18 protein-coding genes and 1 tRNA gene are annotated in these 19927 nt (G+C 67.3%); 7 read left to right on the top strand and 12 right to left on the bottom strand.

All coding sequences use genetic code 11. The features are described 5' to 3' along the window. Positions 1-6: 6 nt before the first annotated feature. Positions 7-2127, bottom strand: a complete 2121-nt coding sequence (locus M1L61_RS22260; protein ID WP_248854138.1) for a methyl-accepting chemotaxis protein — start codon at positions 2125-2127, stop codon at positions 7-9. Positions 2128-2310: 183 nt separating this feature from the next. On the opposite strand from M1L61_RS22260, the gene M1L61_RS22255 reads away from it, so the two are divergent. After that, complete coding sequence (locus M1L61_RS22255; protein ID WP_197602020.1) at positions 2311-2766, top strand: Rrf2 family transcriptional regulator; 456 nt, start codon at positions 2311-2313, stop codon at positions 2764-2766. Further along, entirely contained in the window at positions 2756-3661 is a 906-nt protein-coding gene (locus M1L61_RS22250; RefSeq protein ID WP_143994909.1) for an NAD(P)/FAD-dependent oxidoreductase, read from the top strand. The genes M1L61_RS22255 and M1L61_RS22250 overlap by 11 nt, the downstream gene beginning before the upstream one ends. 41 nt (positions 3662-3702) lie before the next feature. Here M1L61_RS22250 and M1L61_RS22245 read toward each other — a convergent pair whose 3' ends face one another. The 4 genes from M1L61_RS22245 to M1L61_RS22230 form a co-directional block, all read right to left on the bottom strand. After that, positions 3703-4923: an RtcB family protein gene (locus M1L61_RS22245; RefSeq protein ID WP_248854137.1), complete on the bottom strand. Its 1221-nt coding sequence runs from the start codon at positions 4921-4923 to the stop codon at positions 3703-3705. A gap of 57 nt (positions 4924-4980) precedes the next feature. Beyond that, on the bottom strand, positions 4981-6105 hold the full coding sequence (locus M1L61_RS22240; RefSeq protein WP_248854136.1) for a slipin family protein: 1125 nt from the start codon (positions 6103-6105) through the stop codon (positions 4981-4983). 357 nt (positions 6106-6462) lie between these two features. Beyond that, a tRNA-Thr gene (locus M1L61_RS22235) sits at positions 6463-6536 on the bottom strand. A gap of 642 nt (positions 6537-7178) precedes the next feature. Then, positions 7179-8135 carry an aldo/keto reductase gene (locus M1L61_RS22230; RefSeq protein WP_248854135.1) on the bottom strand — a complete coding sequence of 319 codons (957 nt, stop codon included), beginning with the start codon at positions 8133-8135 and terminating at the stop codon, positions 7179-7181. A gap of 169 nt (positions 8136-8304) precedes the next feature. Between M1L61_RS22230 and M1L61_RS22225 the strand changes: the two genes are divergently transcribed. The 3 genes from M1L61_RS22225 to M1L61_RS22215 all read left to right on the top strand — a co-directional run bounded on the left by M1L61_RS22225 (position 8305) and on the right by M1L61_RS22215 (position 10154). After that, positions 8305-9162 carry a methyltransferase gene (locus M1L61_RS22225; protein WP_248854134.1) on the top strand — a complete coding sequence of 286 codons (858 nt, stop codon included), beginning with the start codon at positions 8305-8307 and terminating at the stop codon, positions 9160-9162. Between the two features lie 112 nt (positions 9163-9274). Then, a complete protein-coding gene (locus tag M1L61_RS22220; RefSeq protein WP_224329425.1) occupies positions 9275-9526 on the top strand; it encodes a hypothetical protein in 252 nt (83 codons plus the stop codon). 88 nt (positions 9527-9614) lie between these two features. Beyond that, a complete protein-coding gene (locus M1L61_RS22215) occupies positions 9615-10154 on the top strand; it encodes a pseudouridine synthase (RefSeq protein ID WP_049480098.1) in 540 nt (179 codons plus the stop codon). Positions 10155-10214: 60 nt separating this feature from the next. Here the strand turns inward: M1L61_RS22215 and M1L61_RS22210 are convergent, their stop codons facing one another. Both M1L61_RS22210 and hrpB read right to left on the bottom strand, forming a co-directional pair. Then, a complete protein-coding gene (locus tag M1L61_RS22210; RefSeq protein ID WP_019336760.1) occupies positions 10215-10589 on the bottom strand; it encodes a hypothetical protein in 375 nt (124 codons plus the stop codon). A 144-nt stretch (positions 10590-10733) separates the two neighbouring features. Beyond that, on the bottom strand, positions 10734-13238 hold the full coding sequence (gene hrpB / locus M1L61_RS22205) for an ATP-dependent helicase HrpB (RefSeq protein WP_248854133.1): 2505 nt from the start codon (positions 13236-13238) through the stop codon (positions 10734-10736). Positions 13239-13305: 67 nt separating this feature from the next. Between hrpB and M1L61_RS22200 the strand changes: the two genes are divergently transcribed. Further along, the gene (locus tag M1L61_RS22200; RefSeq protein WP_248854132.1) at positions 13306-14103 is read left to right on the top strand and encodes a TatD family hydrolase; all 798 of its coding nucleotides are present in this window, start codon (positions 13306-13308) and stop codon (positions 14101-14103) included. A 78-nt stretch (positions 14104-14181) separates the two neighbouring features. On the opposite strand, the gene M1L61_RS22195 is transcribed toward M1L61_RS22200, so the two are convergent. The 5 genes from M1L61_RS22195 to M1L61_RS22175 form a co-directional block, all read right to left on the bottom strand. Next, complete coding sequence (locus M1L61_RS22195; protein WP_248854131.1) at positions 14182-15108, bottom strand: epimerase; 927 nt, start codon at positions 15106-15108, stop codon at positions 14182-14184. Beyond that, positions 15105-16043, bottom strand: a complete 939-nt coding sequence (panE, locus tag M1L61_RS22190) for a 2-dehydropantoate 2-reductase (protein ID WP_071305567.1) — start codon at positions 16041-16043, stop codon at positions 15105-15107. Before panE ends, M1L61_RS22195 begins: the two co-directional genes overlap by 4 nt. 187 nt (positions 16044-16230) lie before the next feature. Next, positions 16231-16998, bottom strand: a complete 768-nt coding sequence (locus M1L61_RS22185) for a hypothetical protein (RefSeq protein WP_109813761.1) — start codon at positions 16996-16998, stop codon at positions 16231-16233. Between the two features lie 319 nt (positions 16999-17317). Further along, entirely contained in the window at positions 17318-18109 is a 792-nt protein-coding gene (locus M1L61_RS22180) for an ABC transporter permease (RefSeq protein ID WP_019336752.1), read from the bottom strand. Then, positions 18106-19074 carry an ABC transporter ATP-binding protein gene (locus tag M1L61_RS22175; protein WP_181389982.1) on the bottom strand — a complete coding sequence of 323 codons (969 nt, stop codon included), beginning with the start codon at positions 19072-19074 and terminating at the stop codon, positions 18106-18108. Before M1L61_RS22175 ends, M1L61_RS22180 begins: the two co-directional genes overlap by 4 nt. Before the next feature lie 84 nt (positions 19075-19158). Here M1L61_RS22175 and M1L61_RS22170 point away from each other — a divergent pair, with 84 nt between their 5' ends. After that, positions 19159-19908 carry a ferredoxin--NADP reductase gene (locus tag M1L61_RS22170; RefSeq protein ID WP_100051388.1) on the top strand — a complete coding sequence of 250 codons (750 nt, stop codon included), beginning with the start codon at positions 19159-19161 and terminating at the stop codon, positions 19906-19908. Positions 19909-19927: the final 19 nt, after the last annotated feature.

The raw sequence follows: 19927 nt of genomic DNA, 5'->3' as shown, positions 1-19927 counted from the left end.
GACCAATCAGGCCGCGCGCGCCAACCCGCCCTTCGCATCCGCCGTGGTCGACAGATCGAACACATCCACCGCCTCGATCAACCGGTTCGCCTGTTGTTCCAGGCTGCGTGCCGCTGCGCTGGCTTCCTCCACCAGCGCAGCGTTCTGCTGGGTGGTGCCGTCCATCTGGATCACGGTCTGGCTGACCTGCTCGATGCCCGCGCTCTGTTCCTGCGAGGCGGCGGAAATCTCGGCCATGATGTCGGTCACGCGCTGCACCGAGGCCACGATCTCGGCCATGGTGTCACCGGCCTCACGCACGCGCTGTGCACCGTGCCCCACCTGTTCCACCGAGGCTTCGATCAGCGACTTGATCTCCTTCGCCGCCGCCGCCGAACGCTGCGCCAGCGTGCGGACCTCGCTGGCAACCACCGCGAAGCCACGGCCCTGCTCGCCGGCACGCGCGGCTTCCACCGCAGCGTTCAATGCCAGGATGTTGGTCTGGAAGGCGATGCCATCGATCACGCTGATGATCTCGGCGATCTGCCGTGACGAGGTTTCGATCGCGCCCATCGTCGTCACCACCTGGCCGACCACGCTGCCACCCTGCGAGGCGACCGCGTGCGCGCCGATCGCGAGCTGGTTGGCCTGGCGCGCATGTTCGGCGTTCTGGCGCACGGTGGAGGTCAGCTCCTCCATCGATGCCGCCGTCTCCTCCAGGTTGGCGGCCTGCTGCTCGGTGCGGCGCGACAGGTCATTGTTGCCGGCGGCGATCTCCGCGGCGGCGGTGTGGATGTTGCCGGAGGCGTGCTTGATGTCGGTGACGATGGTCGCCAGCTGCGCGGCGGTGGTGTTGGCGTCACCGGCGATGCGCGCGAATACACCCTGGAAATCACCGTGCATGCGCGCGCCGAGGCGGCCGTCGGCAATCGCGCGCAGCATGCTGGAAACCTCGCCCAGGTTCAGCTCGGTGGCCTGCATCAGGCGGTTCAGGCCGTCGACCATCACGCGGAAGTCATGCTCGAAGCGCGCGCTGTCGCCACGCTGGCTGAAGTCGCCGGCGGCGGCGGCTTCGGCCAGGCGGCGGATCTCGCCGTTGATCATGCCGAGATTGGCCTTGGCGGTATCCAACGCGTTGGTGATCACGGCCTTTTCGCCAGGCAGTCGTTCCATGTCCTGGCTGAGGTCGCCGACGGCGTAACGCCCCATGATCGCGATCGCGCGCATCTTCACCTGGATGTGCGCATCCACCAGCGTGTTGCTGTCGGCCACCATGGTGCCGAACGCGCCGGGGAAGGCGCTGGCGTCCATGCGGTGGCTGATGGTGCCGGCCTCATGCGCCTGCGCCATCGTGGCCTGTGCATCCAGCACGCCGCGCAGCGTGGACTGCACCGCCTGCATGGCCTGCGCGAGGCGGCCGATCTCGTCGCGGCTGCGCACCTGCACCACGTGTTGCAGGTCGCCGGCAGCCACTGCACGTGCAGCGGCTTCCACCGCCAGTACCGGCTGCACCACGGCACGCCGCAGCCACCACGCCAGGCCCATCAGCAACAGCACGGCGGCCAGCACGGTCAACGCCGCGCACACCAACAACGTCTGCCGCGCCTGCTGGGAACGCGCGGCCACCGCCGCTTCTGCCACCTGTGTGGCGTGCGCGCTCAACGTATCCAGTGCGCTCGCCACCGGGCGATCCTTGCCGCGCACGAGGTTGTCGCCGGCAGCGGGATCGTAGCCGGCCTCCGCAAATGCCTGCAGGGCGGCGTGATAGTCCTTCTGCAGCTGCGCGTGCAGGCCGATGAAGGCCTGCGCCAGTTCACGCGTGCGCGCGTCCGGGCTGGCCAGCAGGCCCTTGGCCAGCTGCTCGACCAGGCGGCCCTCGCTGTCGAAGGCATCCAGATGGCGCTGGCGCAGCGCATCGTCGCGGCCGCGCAGCAATACGTTCTTCCATTCCTGCACCTGGCCGCGGAACTCGCGTTGCAGGCGTTCTGCATCGCGGCTGTGCGCGACTTCGGATGGAACTTCGGTGGACAGCTTCAACCAAGCGGAGGCCAGGCCCGCCAGTGCGCACAGCAGGACCACGGCCAGACCAACAGAAACCGCGCCGAGCAGCTTGGACTGCAGGCGCGGAGCACGGACAGACGCTTTCATGGAAGGGACTCTCGGGAAGGGGCAATGCGGTATCGACCCGTGCCCTGCACGTCTGAAGTGCGACAACGATCACATTCGCGTTCCGTTTAGCGATGTGAAGGAGATGTTTCATAGGACAAATGTGTCCATATGGAACGAATACGGACTCTCGACAGATGGTTTAAATGTAACTATTGTTGTTACATGAAATCAGCAAGCCCGCTTTCCGACGCCCTGCACGTGATGGCACATCTGGTGGGCCACGCTGCCCCGCGTACGTCCGAGCAGCTGGCGTCGTGCCTGCCGACGCATCCGGTGGTGATCCGTCGCCTGCTGGCACAGCTGCACAAGGCCGGCCTGGTGCGCAGCACCCGTGGCCACGGCGGTGGCAGCCTGCTGGCACGCGATCCCGCAACGATCACCCTGCATGACATCTATCTGGCCGTGGGCGCACCACCGCTGGTGCAGGTCGGCGCCCGCGATTCCGGCGGCGGCTGCCCTATCCAGCGGCTGGTCAACAGCGCCCTGCTCGAAGGGGCGCGCGAAGCACAGCGCCTTCTCGAACAGCGGCTGCAGGCCACCACGCTGGACCAGCTCGGCGCCGACTTCGCCCGCCATCTCGCCCATCACCGTTCCCTGGAAGGTCATCATGAATCCTGATGTGCTCATCGTTGGCGGCAGCTATGCCGGCATTGCCGCCGGCCTGATCCTCGCCCGCGCCCGCCGCCCGGTCACGGTCATCGACGCCGGATTGCCGCGCAACCGCTTCGCCAGCCATTCGCATGGCGTGCTGGGGCTGGATGGCACCAGTGGCGCCGAGCTGCTGAAGACCGCGCGACAGCAGCTGCTGGACTACCCCACAGTGCGTTGGGTGCATGCCGAAGCCGTGCAGGCCACCGCCCGCGCCGAAGGCGTGGAAGTGCGTACCGCCGATGGCCAGGTCCTGGCCGCGCGCAAGCTGCTGCTGGCCAGCGGTATTGCCGACCAGTTGCCGGCGTTGCCGGGCCTGGCCGAGCGCTGGGGCAGCACCGTGCTGCATTGCCCGTACTGCCATGGCTATGAAGTGGGTGGTGGCGCAATCGGTCTGCTTGGTGGGCACCCGATGTCCGCCAGCAAGGCGCCGCTGTTCGCCGATTGGGGAAATGTCACCTTCTTCAGCCAGGGCCTGCCGATCACCGAGGAGGAGCGGGCCGCCATGCAGCAGCGCGGCGTGCAGATCGAGACCGCGCCGGTGGTGGGCGTGCAGGGCGACCAGCCGACCTGGCTGGAAGTGGAGTTGGCTGATGGCCGCCGCATCGCGCAACGCGCGCTGTTCGTGCCGGCCACGCAGACGATGGCGACGCCGCTGGTGCAGCAGCTGGGCTGCACCCTGGTGGAAAGCCCGCTGGGCGTGCTGATCGAGGTCGATGCGATGAAGCAGACCTCGCTGCCGAACGTGTACGCCGCCGGCGATGCAACCACAGTTGGCAACATCACCCTGGCTGCTGCCGAGGGCGTGCGTGCGGGCATCGGCGTGCACCACGCGCTGGTGACTGAAGACAGCGTGGCGCGCTGAACGTGTTCCGGTGGGTGCCGGCCTAGGCCGGCACCGCTCGGTTACCCCTTCACGCACAGCACCTGGCGCAGGGTGTGCACCACCTCGACCAGGTCCAGCTGCGCGGCCATCACATCGTCGATCGACTTGTACGCGGCCGGTGACTCATCCAGCACGCCGCTGTCCTTGCGGCATTCCACGTGCGCGGTGGCGTCGCGGTGCTGGGCCAGCGTGATCTGCTGGCGCGCGGCGCCACGGCTCATCACCCGGCCGGCACCGTGGCTGCAGCTGTGGAAGCTGTCCGCGTTGCCCTTGCCGCGCACGATGTAGCTGCGCGTGCCCATGCTGCCGGGAATGATGCCCAGTTCGCCCTCGCGCGCGCTGACGGCGCCCTTGCGTGTCACCAGCAGCTCCTGGCCGTGATGCGTTTCCTTCTGCACGTAGTTGTGGTGGCAGTTCACCGCCATCGCCGCCAGCTGGAACTTCGGCAAGCGGTGGCGCATCTCGGCCAGCACGCGCGACATCATCGCCTCGCGGTTCTGCCGCGCGTAGTCCTGCGCCCACGACACCGCTTCAACGTAGTCATCGAACAGCGGCTCGCCTTCCATGAAGAACGCCAGGTCCTTGTCCGGCAGGTGGAAGCCCAGCACGCGCCGTGCCAGCTCCTCGCGCGCCTTCTCGATGAAGTAGGTGCCGATCAGGTTGCCGGTGCCGCGCGAGCCGCTGTGCAGCATCACCCACACCGTATCCGTCTCGTCCAGGCACAGTTCGATGAAGTGGTTGCCGCCGCCCAGCGTACCCAGCTGGCGGTCCAGCTTATCGGTGCGGATCCTGCGGTGCTTGTCCTTGATCTTCTCCAGGCCGTCGGCCAGCCCGGACTGCACCAGCCGGGTGTGGATGCTGTCGGGCATGCGGTGGTGCTCGCCGCCGCGCCCATTGCCGACCGGGATGCTGCGCTCGATGCTGTTGCGCAGCTGCCGCAGGTCATCGGGCAGGTCGTTGGCGCGCAGCGTGGTACGCACCGCCGCCATGCCGCAGCCGATGTCGACGCCGACCGCGGCCGGAATGATCGCGCCACGGGTCGGGATCACCGAGCCCACGGTCGCGCCCTTTCCCAGGTGCACGTCCGGCATCACCGCCACCCACGGCCCGACGAACGGGATCGCGGCGATGTTGCGCAGCTGCTCGTGGGCCTGCGCTTCCAGCGGAACACCGTTGACCCAGCCCTTGATCGGCGTGGTGCCCTCGGCGTGCAGCCATTGATAGTTCTGTTGCGTGTCCATTGTCTTATTGAATGTCCTTGATGGGCCGGCGGCGCGTCCCTGCGCCGCCGCGACCCCCTACCTGATCGTCACCAGCTGCTTCAGCACGCCCTCCAGGCCGCCGAACACGGTGAGCTTGTCGATCTTCTCGGTGACCTTCTCCAGCGCCTCCAGCTCCTTCAAGCGCATCAGCACCGGGTTGTCCTCGATCAGCTTTGCGGTGTTGAGCTGCGAACGCGTGGCGTTGGCCTCCTCGCGGCGGCGGATCACGCTGGCCTGGGCCTGCTTCTCGGCAAGCACCACGCCGTTGAGGATCTCCTTCATCTCGCCCGGCAGGATCACGTCCTTGATGCCGACGCCGAGCAGGCGTACACCGTGGCCCTCGATCGCGCCCTGCACGTGGGCGGCAATCTCGCCGTCCAGCGCGGACTTGTCGCCCAGCAGCTCGTCCAGGCTGCGTGCGGCGATCGCCTGGCGCAGGCCGAACTGCAGCTGCCGATAGATGAACTCATCGGCATTGCTCAGCGTGCGGTGTGCACGCACCGGGTCGACCACCTGCACGGTCGCGGCCAGGTTCACCCGCAGGGTCACCTTGTCGCGGCTGAGCAGTTCCTGGCCGGACACGTCCAGCGAACGCGCACGCAGCTCCACGCGCTCCACCGACACGTTGCCGTTGAAGTTCCAGAACGCGTGCAGGCCGGCGTCCAGCGTCTGGCGCAGCGTGCCATCGATGAACAGCAGGCCGACCGACTCGCTCGGCACGGTGCTGATCACCGCGACACGCGGCAGCACGCCCAGCTGGCCCAGGCGCTGCTGCACCTCCAGCGGGATGCGCGGCTCGTCACCCAGCGCCATCACCCGTACCTGGGTGTCGACCGAACCGCGCCAGTACAGACGGCGGCTGCCCGGCGGCAGCACCTCGTCGATGCGGCCGTTGCGCAGCAACAGGCCGACCTCGCCGGCGCCGACGTTGGCCAGTACGAAGTGCGTGTCCAGCTGTGCGCCCAGCGCTTCGATCAGGCAGTCCTGGTCGCTGCCGGTGTAGGCCGCGCCCTTCGATGCGTTGTGGATGTCCACGTGCGGCCGGCCGCCGAACGGCGACAGGCGGTGCACGCCCGGCAGCAGGATCTGCTGGAAACGACGGTTGCGATACACCAGGCCGCGCTCGCCGTCGCCGATCACGACCTTGATGGTCCAGAACATGGGAGTCTCTCCTTGTATGGCTCTGGTGGTTCGACCCGATGCGGATGAATCACCATGACCCGGGTCGATCAGGTCGTGGCGAGGCCGCCTGCACACCACGTGCAGGCAGCGGAAGAGGGCGGCCATCGGCCGACGGTCCGCGCGCGGAGCCTTCGGTGCGTCATCACCCTTGCGGCCATCGCTGCCGGCAGACAGCACCGGAGCAGAGTGGGGCAGGTAGTGGTGACAGGCCGAGGCCCGGCGTGCGGTCCGTTGCCTTCCACGTTCCTGCCCGAAAGCAATGACGGTGGACGGCGACGATGGCCGCTGGGGCTTGCGCCCCGGGTGTTGCTTCAAGTCATGACGTGACAGGTCATGTGGTTTGGAGTGGGAATCGAACCCACGACAGACGGATTACGGATCCGTTGCTCTGACCAAGCTGAGCTATCCAGTTGGGGACCGCGCGGAATCGAACCGCGTGCCGGCGAACCGGCGCCTGCCTCCAGCAGGCGATCCAGGCGATGGCATGTCCGCGACCTCCGGCATACGCCACGGCAATGCCGCGCGCACCAGCCCGTGGTTGAAACGGGACCGTTGGTAGTCGAGGGTGCAGGCCACCGACATTATCGCGAGCGATAATGTTTGGGTGCGATGCAGATAATGTCCAGGCGTTGCCATGCACGCGGAGAAAATCCTCCGGTGCGGCGAAGAAACCTGGGTCAGTGAGCGGCGGGTTGCCGCGCGGGGTGCAGTTCTGGCATCGCGGGTCCTTGTGCCGACGCAAACGAAAACGCCCCCGGGACGTGCGTTCCGAGGGCGTCGTCAGGCCTCGGAGATCGGGGTGGCCGATCTCCGCAGGGCGGGTATCAGGCCGTTGTCAGCTGGTCTTCCTTGCCGAACGCGCGCGCCAGCACGTCCATGCGCAGGCATGGCAGCAGTTTGGCGGTGGCGACGGAATGCGCGTTCAAGGGAGTTTTCCAGTGGTTGTTGAAACGAGGTGCGCACGATAAACCACGATTTAGTCGCGTGCAACTATTTTGTTAAATTATTTTCTTCGCTGTTGTGCAATGCCGGCCAGCGGCCGGCACTACAACTCAGGCTTCCGCGCTGGCGGCATCCAGCTGCGCGACGTCCTGCACGCTCAACGACAGGTTGGCCGCTGCCAGCAGATCGTGCAGCTGTTCGACGCTGGTGGCGCTGACGATCGGTGCGGTGATCGACGGCCGCGCGATCTGCCATGCCAGTGCGATCTGTGCGGCGCTGGCGCCGTGCTTGCTGGCCACGTCATCCAGCGCCTGCAGGATGCGCAGGCCGCGCGGGTTCAGATAGCGCTTCACCACCGTCTCGCCACGCGCTGGGCTCTTGGCTGCATCGGCCGGCGTGCGGTACTTGCCGCTGAGGAAGCCACTGGCCAGGGCGTAGTAACCGATCACGCCGATCTGTTCGCGTTGCACCAGCGGTTCCAGTTCCTTCTCGTAGCCGGCGCGGTCGTACAGGTTGTACTCCGGCTGCAGGGTTTCGTAACGCGGCAGCTTGTAGTCGGTGGAGACCTTCAGCGCGTCGGCCAGGCGCGTGGCGCTGTAGTTGGAGGCGCCGATCGCACGCACCTTGCCGGCCTCGATCAGGCGGCCGAATGCCGCAAGCGTCGCCTCCAGTGGCGTCGACTCATCGTCCTCGTGCGCCTGGTACAGGTCGATCACGTCGGTCTGCAGGCGGCGCAACGAATCCTCGACCGCCACATTGATGTTGTCCGGGGTCAGGCCGGGGCGTTCGGCCCACTTGGCCACCTTGGTCGCCAGCACCACCTTGTCGCGCTTGCCGCTGCGCGCGAACCATTTGCCGATCAGCGTCTCCGATTCGCCGCCGGCATTGCCGGGCACCCAGGCCGAGTACACATCGGCGGTGTCGACCAGATTGAAACCGGCGTCGACGAAGGCATCGAGCAGGGCGAAGCTGGCCTTTTCATCGGCGCTCCAGCCGAACACGTTGCCACCGAAGGCGAGCGGACGTACATGCAGGCCGGAACGGCCCAGTTCGCGGGTTGCCGTCATGGGCACGGACTCCTTGGGGGAAGTGTTCCAGAATAGAACGCGATGTGTGACCGTGCTGCGGCGACGACCACAAAACAGTGTTCCGCGGCGCGCACGCAACTAACGTTTTGTGAACACCTGGGACGCTACGGCTGCTAGTCTCGCCGCATCTTCCGCTGGAGTCGTCCCGATGATGCCTGCTTCGTCCCTGCGTGGTTGCCGACTGCTGCTTGCTTCGGCCCTGCTTGCTGCTGTTCCTGCGTTCGCCGCACCGGCCACGGTAGCGCCGGCGAAGATCGAGGTCTCGCCGGCCATCGACGCGGCGGTGAAGGCGCCCACCCGCGATGCCAACAACGTCAAGCGCGATGGCTTCCGTCATCCGGCGCAGACGCTGTCGTTCTTCAGGGTGGCTCCGGAAAAGACCGTCATCGAGATCACCCCCGGCAACGGCTGGTACTCGGAGATCCTGGCGCCGCTGCTGCATGACAAGGGCCGATACGTCGCCGCCGTGGTCGACCCGATGGCCGTGCCCGAAGGCCGCGGCCGTGACTACCAGCAGCGCAGCCGCGACAGCCTGGAAAAGAAGTACGCCGGCGCACCGGCGCAGTTCGGCAAGACTGCCGTGGTCGCCTACGATCCGGCCAAGCCGGTGTTCGGCCCGGCCAATTCAGCCGACGTGGTGCTGACCTTCCGCAACGTGCACAACTGGCGCAAGGCCGGCCAGGCGCAGGGCATGTTCCAGGGCTTCTTCAACGTGCTCAAGCCGGGCGGCGTGCTCGGCGTGGTCGAGCATCGCGCCAAGACCGATGTGGCCGACGACGATGACACCGGCTATGTCGGCCAGCAGCAGGTGATCGCGATGGCCGAGGCGGCTGGTTTCAAGCTGGATGCGCGCAGCGAGGTCAACGCCAACCCGCGCGACACCAAGGACCACCCGAACGGCGTGTGGACGCTGCCGCCGACCAACCAGCACGACAAGGCCGACGAGGCGAAGTACCAGGCGATCGGCGAGAGCGATCGCATGACCCTGCGCTTCATCAAGCCGTAAATCGGCAGGGCCGGGCCACGCCCGGCGAGCGCAGCGGCGTGGCAATCGACGCAATGTGCATCCGCCGGGCATGGCCCGGCGCTACCATCCATGGAGTGGACTGTTGAAGAAAGTGTTCTACATCGCCGTGGCCGTGCTGGTGCTGGCGCGGCTGATTGATTTCGTGTTCTACGGTGGCCATGCCTACGACCTGGTGGCGACGGTGGGGTTTGCCGTGCTGTTCGCCGGTGCGCTGCTGGAGGAACGTGCGCGTGCCATGAATCCGCCACCGGTACGCCTGCGGCGCCGGGCCAATGTCATCGCGGCGTGCGGCATCGCACTGGTGTTGGGTTCGTTCCTGCTGGAGTGGAAGGTCTTCGGCTGATCCCGCCGCAGCCTCGGCCAAAGCGGTGCCCGGCGAGCGAGCAGCGCGGCGTGGGACAATGCGCTTTCTGCCGCCCGCCGTGCCCGCAATGCTGATTGCCTTCAACAAGCCCTTCAACGTGCTCTGCCAGTTCACCGACCGCAGCGTGCCGCCGCGGCCGACCCTGGCCGGGTTTGGCCTGCCGCCGCGCGTGTATGCCGCCGGCCGCCTGGACCATGACAGCGAGGGCCTGCTGCTGCTGACCGACAACGGTGCGCTGGCGCACAAGCTGACCGACCCGAAGCACAAGGCCGACAAGACGTACTGGGTGCAGGTGGAAGGCACCCCCAGCGACGAGCAGCTGCAGCGGCTGCGCGACGGCGTTGAGCTGAACGACGGGCCGACCCTGCCGGCGAAGATCGAGCACCTCGATCCGGCGCCGTCGCTGTGGACGCGGGATCCGCCGGTACGCTTCCGCAAGACCGTGCCCGATGCCTGGCTGGCGATCACGATCCGCGAGGGCCGCAACCGCCAGGTGCGGCGGATGACCGCGGCGGTGAACCTGCCGACGCTGCGGCTGGTCCGCGTGTCGATGGGACCCTACCGGCTGGACGACCTGCAGCCGGGCCAGTGGCGCCAGATCGGTTGAAATGAAAAGGCCGGAGCCCTTCCTGCGGAAGGACCCCGGCCCTGGCAGCGGCCGACGATCTCAGGCGTCGCTGCCGATGTCGCTGTGCTCATCCACCACGGTGTCATTGCGGCGGTCACGTGCATTGATGCGCTGCGCCTGCCCATTCACCACGTGGCCATTGGCGGCCTTCTTCTTCTGCTGCTTGCGGTACAGCGCATAGCCGAGCAGGCCCACACCGACCGCAGCTGCGGCCACGGCCACTGCCGGATTGCGGCGCACGAACTTGGTCGCAGCCTTGCCGCCGGTCTTCACTGCGCCGATGGCGGCGCCGGTCTTGATCCAGTCCGCATTGCGCAGGCTGCCACCGGCGCTCTTCAGGCCATCGCCGGCGGTGTGGGCCAGCTCCAGGGCGCGCTCCAGAGCGCGGTCGGTGATTACGGTCAGCTTGCTCATGCGGGGGTCCTTTGCCTCGGGTCGAAGTCCAGTGTCGCGTGTTGCCCGTAAACGGTATGTCAGTCGAGGCCGCACGTGGCGTGACTTTACCGCAGCCATTCAGGATCAGGCAGGGTCCGCAACCGGTGGTGCCGGCAGGGCCGGTCAGGTCCCGCGTGGCTTGGCCCGGTGCGTGGCCGTGGCCGTCCACGGGTCATCCGGCCACGGATGGCGCGGGTAGCGGCCCTTCATCTCCTTTTTCACTTCGGCGTAGGTGTTTTCCCAGAAGTTGCGCAGGTCCTGGGTGACCTGCAGCGGCCGGCCACCGGGCGACAGCAGGTGCAGGGTCAGCGGCACGCGCCCATCGGCGATGCGCGGCGTATCAGCCAGGCCGAACAGTTCCTGCAGCTTCACCGCCAGCACCGGCGGCAACGGCTCGCCACTTTCGCTGTCCAACGCGTAGGTGATCGGCCGTTCCAAGCCTGAAGGTACGGTGATGCGGGTCGGCGCATGGCGCTCGACCAGCTGCCGCTGCGACCACTCCAGCGGCGACTTCAGCGCCTCGCCGAAGCTGGACTCGTCCAGCGCATCCAGACGGCTCTTGCCGGCGAACGCGGGCTGCAGCCACTGCGCACGGTTGGCCAGCAGGGCCGCGTCGCTGCAGTCGGGTAGATCCAGCTCCGGCATCCAGCGCCGCAGTGATTCCACCCGTGCCTGCCACTGGCGCAGGCCTTCGGTCCATGGCAGCGCCTGCAGGCCGAGCTCGGCCACCGCGTCAGTCAGCGCCTGCGCGGCGTGCTGCGGATCGACCCGGCCGGCCGAGCGGCTGTCCAGCACGATGCGGTCGAAACGGGTCTCGCGCAGGGCCACCAGGGCGCGGCGCTCGCTGTCCCAGCGGACCACGTCTTCGGTGACGAAGCGCTCCGGCCACGCCTTGCGCAGCTGGCCTTCGTCCACCGGTGCGGCACGCAGCAGCAGCGCATCGCGTGCCTCGAAGCGAAGCTCGCTGGCCACCAGCCACGGTTCGCCACGCAGGTCGCTCAGTTCGTGCAGGCGCGCGCTGCGACCATTGGCCAGCAGGTAGCGCAATGGATCGCTGGGATGCTGGAAACCGATCCGGTCGGGGAAGGCATGTGCGAGCAGGTCACCCAGTTCGTGGGCCTCGATGCTGGCGGGCGGCGCGGCATCACAGCGTAGGCGACGTCGCCACTGCTTGGCGGCCGCATCGATGGCGGCCAGACCGCTGCGGTTGGCGTCACCCGGTGCGCGGCCATTGCGGAACGCGGCCAGTGCGCGCCAGCGTGCCGCCAGCGCGTCACCGCCCTGGTGCAATGGGTCGCGCGCCTCCAGCAGGGCGGCCAGATCAGCGGCCAGCGCCTGCGCACGTGCATCGGGCGCCGCCAGCAGCATCGCCGCCATCCGCGGATGCGTGCCCAACGCCAGCACGCGCCGGCCAAGTGCGGTGATCGCACCGCTGCTGGCCAGGGCGCCGAGCCGTTGCAGCAGTTCGCGTGCCGCGCCCATCGGGCCGGCCGGCGGCGGGTCGAGGAAGCGCAGGTCGCTGCTGCCCCAGGCCGCCAGTTCCAGTGCCAGTCCTGCCAGTTCTACCTGGTCGATCTCGGCGCGACGCTGTGGCTCCAACCGCTGCGACTGCGGCCACAACCGCCAGGCCACGCCCTCGGCCACGCGTCCGGCGCGGCCGGCGCGCTGGTCGGCCGACGCCTGCGCGATGGCCACCACGTCCAGCCGGGTGAAGCCGCTGTTGGGGTCGTAGCGCGGTTCGCGTGCCTGGCCACTGTCGATCACCACGCGCACGCCGGGCAGGGTCACCGAGGATTCGGCGACATTGGTGGCCAGCACCACTCGGCGGCGACCATCGCTGGCCACCTGCAGCACGCGCGCCTGCTGCTCCACCGGCAGTTCACCGTGCAGGGCCAGCACTTCGACGTTGCCGTCCAGCGATTCCTGCAGCCCGGCCTGCACGCGCGCGATTTCGCGCTGGCCGGGCAGGAACACCAGCAGGTCACCGGGGTGTTCGGCCAAGGCCTGCTGCACCGCGCGGCGCACCTGCAGTTCCAGCGCCTCATCGCGGCGCGCCGGGAAATGGCTGATCGCGACCGGGTAGCTGCGGCCCTCGCTGCTCAGTCGCGGCGCGTCGAGGAAGCGTGCCAGGCGCTCGCCATCCAGTGTTGCCGACATCACCACCAGACGCAGGTCGTCGCGCAGCTGTGCCTGCACGTCCAGCGCCAGTGCCAGGCCGAGATCACCGCTGAGATGGCGCTCATGGAATTCGTCGAACAGGATCGCACCGACCTCTTCCAGCATCGGGTCGTCCTGCAGCATGCGGGTGAGGATGCCTTCGGTGACGACTTCAATGCGTGTGCGCGCCGAGACCTTGTTCTCGAAGCGGATGCGATAGCCGACGGTGCCGCCCACCTCTTCACCGAGCTGCCGCGCCATGAACAGCGCCGCGCTGCGCGCGGCCACCCGGCGCGGTTCCAGCAGGATGATCTTCCGGCCCTGCAGCCACGGTGCATCCAGCAGTGCCAGCGGTACCTGGGTGGTCTTGCCGGCGCCGGGCGGGGCTTCCAGCACCAGTCGCGGCTGCGCGGCCAGGTGCTGCTGGATCTGTGGCAGCAGCGGGGAAATGGGGAAGAGCGGGGCGTTCATGGGCAAAGGATAAGGGGCCACGGCGGGCGCAGGTACAATGCGCGGGCACTTTTCCCCCGCGATGACCATGCACCTGATCGATATCGGCGCCAACCTGACCCACGATTCCTTCGACCGCGACCGTGACGCCGTGCTGGACCGCGCGCGCCAGGCCGGCGTGGTGCAGATGGTCATCACCGGCGCCAGCCGCGAGCACTCGCCGTTGGCCCTGCAGTTGGCCCAGCAGCATTCCGGCTTCCTGTACGCCACCGCCGGCGTGCACCCGCACCACGCGGTGGAATACACCGAGGAATGCGATGCCGAAATGCGCGCGCTGCATGCCCACGCGGAAGTAGTGGCGGTGGGGGAGTGCGGGCTGGACTACTTCCGCGATTTCTCGCCGCGCCCGGCCCAGCACCGCGCGTTCGAGCGCCAGCTGCAGCTGGCCGCTGAGAATGGAAAGCCGCTGTTCCTGCACCAGCGCGATGCGCATGCCGATTTCATGGCACAGATGAAGAACTTCGAAGGCCGCATCGGCCCGGCGGTGGTGCATTGCTTCACCGGCGAACGCGACGAACTGTTCGACTACCTGGACCAGGACTGGTACATCGGCATCACCGGCTGGCTGTGTGACGAGCGCCGTGGTGCGCACCTGCGCGAACTGGTGAAGAACATCCCGGCCAACCGCCTGATGATCGAGACCGACGCGCCGTACCTGCTGCCGCGCACCCTGAAGCCGATGCCGAAGGATCGCCGCAACGAGCCGATGTTCCTCTCGCACATCGTGGAAGAGCTGGCGCGCGACCGTGGCGAGGACGTTGCGGTGACGGCGGCCAATGCCACGGCGGCCACGCGCACTTTCTTCCGGCTGCCCGACGCGGGTTGATCCGTAGAGCCGAGCCCATGCTCGGCTTATCGCGCGCAGCGCGAAAGACGCAAAGAGCAGCCGAGCATGGGCTCGGCTCTACAAAGCGCTGTCCGGTAGCGCCGGGCCATGCCCGGCGAGCGAAGCGGCCAGCGCCTGCAGTCCTTCCCGATACGTCGGAAACCGCGGTGCCCACCCCAGCGCCACACGCGTGCCACGACTGTCGATGCGCTTGTTGCTCTGGTAGAAGCGCTGCAGCGTCGGGCTCAGCGCTGGATCGTCCCAGGCCACGGCCGGCGGCATCGCAAGCCCGGCCAGCTGCGCGGCGAAGGCCAGCACATCCTGTGGTGGTGCCGGTTCGTCGTCGCTGGGCAGGTACAGGCCCTGGTGGGTCGGTCGCTGCATCGCCGCGATGATCACTGCCGCAAGATCCTCTACGTGCAGGCGATTGAACACCAGGCCCGGCCGAATCACATGGCGGGCACGGCCTTCGGCCAATTGCAGCAGTGCGTTGCGTCCGGGACCGTACAGGCCAGGCAGGCGGAACACCGCAGAGGCAATGCCACGTTCTTCTGCAAGCGCACGCCATTGCGCTTCGGCACGCAGGCGCTGCACGCCGGCTGCTTCAGTGGCATCGGCTGCGCTGCGCTCGTCAACCCAGCCGCCGGCCCGGTCGGCATACACCGACGTGGATGACAGATAGCCCACCCAGCGCAGTGCCGGGCTGTCCTGCAGTGCCGGCAGCAGCAGACGCAGTGCCGGGTCGCCCTCGGCATCTGGCGGTACGCTGCACAGCACGAACTCCGCCTGTGCAATCTCATCGAGCAGGGCTGACGAAGGTGGCGCGTCGGCGCGCAGCTGATGCCGCAGCAGGCCATCGTCCGGCACCGACGAGGGGTCACGCACCGTGCCGACGACGTGCACTCCCCGTGCCTGCAGCTGCGTGGCCAGCACGCATCCGCTCCAGCCCATACCGAGGATCAGCACCCGCGTAGGCAGCGCACTGGCCGGCAACGGGATGCTCACGCGCCGCGCAGTGCCTGGTAGGCCTGCAGGCTGCTGTAGGCGACCTGCAGCAACAGGGCTTCCTGATCGGCCTTGCGTGCACGCGCCAGCATGTCGCCGACGATCTGTTCGGCCTCGACCTGCTGGCCAGCCTCCAGGTCCCGCAGCATCGATGCCTTCAATGCAGAGCCGGCCTGGGTGAGGGTGCCGCGCGCGGTGTCCTGCGCGGCATCGGGAATCGGCTCACCGGCAGCTTCGGCCACGGCCAGGCACTCGTCGTACAGGCCACGCACGATCGCCTCGCCATCATCGGTGGCGACGATGGTGCCGATATCCGCACGCAGCAGGCAGGTCGCGGCGGCCAGCGCGGTCAGGAAGGTGTACTTGATCCACTGTTCCTGGCCGATGTGTTCGCTGGCCAGGTGATCAAGATTGGCCTGCGCGCAGGCGGCGGCGAAGGCACGTACGCGTGCGGACGCCGCGCCGCCATCGCGCTCGCCGAAGGTGAGCTTGGCCGGCTTGCCCAGATGCAGCACGGCGCCATCGGGTGCCTTGGTGGCGCTGATGAAGCACAGGCCGCCCAGCACCGCCTCGCGGCCGAAGCGCAGGTCCAGCGCATTGTAGTGATGCAGGCCATTGAGGATGGGCAGCACGGTGGTGTTCGCGCCCACGGCTGGAGCAATGGCGTCGATCGAGCTGTCCAGGTCGTAGGCCTTGCAGCTGAGAATGACCAGATCGAAAGGCTTCTGCGCGGCCAATGTGGGCAGCGCATCGGCGGTCACGTGCTGCACCGGGAAGCGGGCATCGCCGATCGGGCTGCGGATGACCAGGCCATCGCGGTCCAGCTGTGCGGCGCGCGCGGGGCGTACGAGGAAGGTCACGTCCACGCCGGCCTGGGCCAGGCGACCACCGAAGTATCCGCCGGTACCGCCGGCGCCAAGGATCAGGATGCGCATTGCAGGTTCACCGTGTTCTGGGGGAATCATGAGTCCGATTGTGCCGGAGAATGCGGCCAACGGCGGTGCCCCCGTGGTGGTTCGCGGAAAGCACTGTTCATCGGGGGTGGCCGGGCGCGGCCACCACGGGAAGCAGATCAAGAGCGGAAGCGGGTCGTTCGCTGCGCTCGCTCGTGTAGAGCGGTGCTCAGGGCAGCTGTTCGCTGAAGTCCTCGGTGTATCCCAATAGAAGCGTGGTTCGGGTGGCCAGCGTTGCAGCCAGTTGTGACCAGATGTCGTGCGTTCCGGCTGCGTAGACACGCTGCAGGTCAGCAACCAACGCGTTTGCCTCTGCTGGCGATGGCGCGCTGTCGCGCTGGAAGCCCAGCCACGATGCGCCGAGTCCGAACAGGCGGTAGTCGTAGCGCTCCTGCAGGTGCCGTATCAGGGCGTGGTTCTGGAAGATGTCCCAGTCCGCGCTGAAGTAGCCGTTGGGCAGGGCGGCGATCAGCAGGTCATCGCGGTCCACCGGCACCTGCTGTACGCAGACCACTTCGTCGACGATGAGGTCGGGTGCGGCATTGGCCGTGACCAGCGTCTCGATGTCTGCGTCATTGCACAGCAAGGTACCCGGCAGGGTGGTCCATTCCAGCCGATGTAAGGAGTGCTCCAGCTGCGCGATGACATGCGCCAGCAACCGCTCGCGTGCCGCCAACGCATCTTCGGGGGTCGCCGGGTCTTCGTCCTCGTACAGTGCGATGCGCGCGTCGTCGGACGCGTGCATGCTGGTGTAACGGCACTGACCGACATCGTCGAGCGTGCACAGATAGCGATGGCGGGGATTGGCCATGTGCAGCGACGCCAGGCAATCCAGCACCTCATCCAATGTGGGCGAATCGCCCAGCAGCACATGGCTGAAGGCATCGATGGGGCCGTCCGACACGGCCTTGTCCAACGGAATGGAAGTGATCTTCATCGCCACAGCCTAGCCGCAATCCCAGACGAAAAGCGCCGAGCATCGGCTTGGAACGCTTCATTCACGCATGGCGTGGATCCATCGTGTCGACCAAGGTCGACACCCACCCACAGCAGCGGCAATCTGTCGAAGGCGGGGTGGGTCCGATTGCGGGGGTGTCCGCGGCATGGATGCCGCGGCCAAGCCCCCAGGGATGGGTTTACGGTGTCCCCCGCAACCGGACCCACCCCGCCAACCCACGGAATGCCAGCTTTTGATGTTGCCGTAGAAGTTGACGTTGATTCGGCGGGTGCAGGGCCGCAGGCCCTGCACGCAAAACTCAGCTGCGCATGCCCACGCCACGGCGCAGCAGCCACAGCGCCAGCGCCGTCAGCACCACCACGAAACCGATCATCAGGCCGTAGGCCACCGGCAGCGGCACATCGCTGCTGCCCAGCAGGCCATAGCGGAACGCATTGACCATGTAGAAGATCGGGTTCGCATGCGTGGCTGCTTCGGCCCAGCCCGGCAGCAGCTTCACCGAATAGAACACGCCACCCAGGTAGGTCAGCGGGGTCAAGATGAAGGTCGGCACGATCGCCACGTCGTCGAACTTCTTCGCATACACCGCATTGATGAAACCGGCCAGCGAGAAGATCGTCGCGCCCAGAATCACTGTGGTCAGCATCACCAGCGGGTGCGGGATGCGCACCGGGGTGAAGAACATCGCGATGATCAGCACGATCACGCCCACCATCAGGCCGCGCAGCACGGCGCCGGCCACGTAGCCCCACAGGATCACCCAGTTCGGCATCGGGCTGACCAGCAGTTCTTCCACGTGGCGACCGAACTTGGCGCCGAAGAACGAGGAGCTGATGTTGCCGTAGCTGTTCTGGATCACGCTCATCATCACCAGGCCCGGCACGATGAACTGCATATAGGTGTAGCCACCCATGTCACCCACGCGCGACCCGATCAGGTTGCCGAAGATCAGGAAGTACAGGGTCATGGTGATCGCCGGCGGCACCAGGGTCTGGCCCCAGATGCGCATGATGCGGGCGACTTCGCGGCGCACGATGGTCAGCAGCGCGACGCGGTTGCGCTGGCCGTCGGTCAGCTCGGTGGTGCTCATGCGGAAGTCTCCAGGTTGCCAGTGAGGCGCACGAACAGCTCCTCCAGGCGGTTGCTCTTGGTACGCATCGAACGCACGCGGATGCCGGCCTCGTTGAGCGTGGCGAACACGCGGTTGAGGTCCATTGCGCGTGGCATGTCGATGTCCAGCGTGTGCGGGTCCGGCGCGGTCAGCGTCGCGCCTTCGATCACCGGCAGCTGCGCCGGCAGCTCACCGTCGATGTCCAGCAGGAAGCCTTCCACGTCCAGCTTGGCCAGCAGGGCGCGCATCGGCCCCTGCTCGACGATCTGCCCATGGTTGATGATCGCCAGGTGGCGGCACAGGTACTCGGCTTCTTCCAGGTAATGGGTGGTGAGGATGATCGTGGTGCCGGCCGCATTGATCTCCTTCAGCACCCGCCACATGTCGCGACGGATCTCGATGTCCACGCCGGCGGTTGGCTCGTCCAGGATCAGCAGGCGCGGGCGGGTCATCATCGCGCGGGCGATCATCAGCCGGCGCTTCATGCCGCCGGACAGCGTGCGGCTCATCACCTGGGCCTTTTCCCACAGGTGCGCGCGCTTCAGCTCCTCTTCGGCGCGCTGTTCCGCTTCCTCGCGCGGCACGCCATAGAAGCCGGCGTAGTTCACCAGGATGTCGAAGGGCTTCTCGAACAGGTTGAAGTTGATTTCCTGCGGCACCAGCCCGATCAGGCGCATGGTGGCGCTGCGGTTGCGCACCAGGTCGCTGCCGAACACTTCCACCTGGCCCTCGCTGAGGTTGACCAGGGAACTGATGATGCCGATCAGGGTCGACTTGCCGGCACCGTTGGGGCCGAGCAGGGCGAAGAAGTCGCCCGGGGCCACTTCCAGGGAAACCCCTTTCAGGGCCTGGGTGCCGTTGTCGTAGGTCTTGCGCAGGTCGCGCACGCGCAGGGCGGGCGCCGTATCGTTCTGGGATGCCAAGCTCGAAGCCTTCGCGCCCATGGGCTGGCGCTGGAGAGGGGCGGGGAGGGGCTATTATAGAAGACCCCGAGGGCTTGCCCCGGCTACACACTGTCCCGAAAAGTCGTGCCTGTTCAATTCCCCCTCAAGCTGGTCGGCTGCCGCATGCTGGCCCCGACCGTCGGCCACTACCAGTTCGTGCGTGACGATGGACAGCCGCTGGATTTCCAGCCCGGCCAGTTCATCCAGGTCCATTTCAGCTACGCCGACGGCACTGAAACCAAGCGCAGCTACTCGCTGGCGACCATCCACGACCATGCGCTGGGCCCGGGCGAGGCGGTGGATATCGCGGTCAGTTTCGTGCCCGGTGGCGCCGCCACGGCCCTGTTCGAGGCGCTGGAGCCGGGCGGCCAGATCAGTGCGTCCGGCCCCTATGGCCGGTTCTGCCTGAATCCTGGCGACCACAATGCCCGTTACCTGCTGATCGCCACCGGCACCGGCGTCACCCCGTACCGCTCGATGCTGCCGCTGCTGGAAACGGCGATGGCCGAACGGGGCGTGCAGATCGTGCTGCTGCAGGGCGCGCGCAGCCCGGGTGAGCTGCTGTACAGCGAAGATTTCTACAGCTTCGCCGAAAAGCACCCGAACTTCCGTTATGTTCCGTGCCTGTCGCGCGAACTGCCGGCTGATCCTCACCCGGACGTGCAGCACGGCTACGTGCAGCAGGCGCTGGCCGGCTTCACGCCGGACCCGGCCACCGACATCGCCTACCTGTGCGGCAACCCGGACATGGTCGATGCCTGCGCCGAGCTGCTGAAGGCCGCCGGCCTGGGCAACCCGCAGATCCGCCGCGAGAAGTACGTCAGCAGCAAGTAGGCGGGGCGTGCCGGCCGCT

This window comes from Stenotrophomonas sp. NY11291, from assembly GCF_023277365.1.
GTDB lineage: Bacteria > Pseudomonadota > Gammaproteobacteria > Xanthomonadales > Xanthomonadaceae > Stenotrophomonas > Stenotrophomonas geniculata.
This window is presented reverse-complemented; position numbering and strand designations above follow the sequence as displayed.